This window comes from Micromonospora thermarum, assembly GCF_012034245.1.
Classification (GTDB): domain Bacteria; phylum Actinomycetota; class Actinomycetes; order Mycobacteriales; family Micromonosporaceae; genus Micromonospora; species Micromonospora thermarum.
This window is the reverse complement of the sequence record NZ_JAATEO010000088.1, coordinates 1-1,329: the sequence shown is the minus strand read 5'-3', so window position 1 is coordinate 1,329 and position 1,329 is coordinate 1. Positions and strand designations below refer to the sequence as shown.

General features: G+C 66.3%; 2 protein-coding genes. Both read right to left on the bottom strand.

The window, feature by feature from the left end; translation table 11 throughout:
• Positions 1-30: 30 nt before the first annotated feature.
• Positions 31-957, bottom strand: a complete 927-nt coding sequence (locus HCJ94_RS29310; protein WP_168004234.1) for an IS3 family transposase — start codon at positions 955-957, stop codon at positions 31-33.
• A complete protein-coding gene (locus HCJ94_RS29305) occupies positions 954-1,265 on the bottom strand; it encodes a transposase (protein WP_104113285.1) in 312 nt (103 codons plus the stop codon). The genes HCJ94_RS29310 and HCJ94_RS29305 overlap by 4 nt, the downstream gene beginning before the upstream one ends.
• Positions 1,266-1,329: the final 64 nt, after the last annotated feature.

Here is a 1,329-nt window from a genome sequence, read left to right as displayed (position 1 = left end):
TGAGCTTCCCCCGGTTTGCCGGAGGGTTGGTTACCTGGCGCCGGTGGGCTCAGGCTGAACGATAGTTGCCTCGTCGTGCTGTGCCTGGTGGGTGTGCCAGGCGGTTTCGTACTCGTCTGGGGATCGCCAGCCGAGGTCTTTCTGGATGCGGCGGGTGTTGTACCAGCCGTCAATGTAGGTGAAGATCGCGTTCTCGGCCTCGTCGCGGGTGCGCCAGGAGTTGCGGTAGACCAGTTCGATCTTCAAGGTGGACCAGAAGTTCTCCATCAGGGCGTTGTCGAACGAGTCACCGACCGACCCCATCGATGGCAGGATCCCGTTGTCGGCCAAGCGTTGCGCGAAGCGGAACGACGTGTAGTTCGAGCCCCTGTCCGAGTGGTGGATCAGTTGGCCGTCACGGACGTCGCGGGACCAGATGCCGTATTCGAGAGCGCCGAGGATCAGGTCAGTGTCGCAGCGGTCGGAGCACCGCCAGCCCACGATGCGGTTGGAGAAGACATCCCTCACGGCGGCGAGCCAGAACACTCCCTCGCCGCAGGGGATGCGGGTGGCGTCAGCGACCCACAACCGGTTCGGCGCCGCGGCGGTGAACTGCCGGTTGACCAAGTCCGGCGCCGGTGTCGCCTTCGGGTTCGACCGGGTCGACGGGATGCGCCACTTCTTGCGTAGGAACGCCCCTTGCAGGCCGGCGGTCCGCATCAACCGCTCCACCCGCTTGCGACCCACCTGGCGGCCTTGGCGGCGCAGCATGGCGTGCACTCGCGGACTGCCGTAGCTGCCGCCCGACACGTCGTGGATCTCCGCGATCTCCACCGCCAGTTCCGCGTCCTCGCGGCGCCGCCGTGACGGTTGCGCGGCCTGGGCGAGCCAGCCGTAGTAGGTGGAGACGGCAACGCCGATAACCCGGAGGACGGGCTCGACCCCGAAGCGGTCGCGTAGCTCGTCGACAAGCGTCACGACCGTCGCCGGGTCGGGTCGAGTTCCGAGGCGAAAAAAGCCGACGCGGCCTTCAGGATCTCATTCGCCCGCTTCAGCTCGGCGTTCTCCCGCCGCAACCGGCGCAACTCCTCCAACTCCGAGGTCGTCGGCCGATCGTCACGCTGACCCCGGTCGGCCTCGTCTTGACGGATCCAGTTCCGCAACGCTTCGTGATGCACACCGAGCTGGCGGGCCAGCTGGCGGATCACGGGCTTCGGGTCCGACTCCCGGTACAAGCGCACCGCACGTTCACGCAGCTCATCGGGGTACTTCTTCGGTGCTGCCACGGATGACTCCCTTCAGCTCCATCAGAGCATGATCGAAAGCCTCCGAGCTACCGGGGGAACCTCA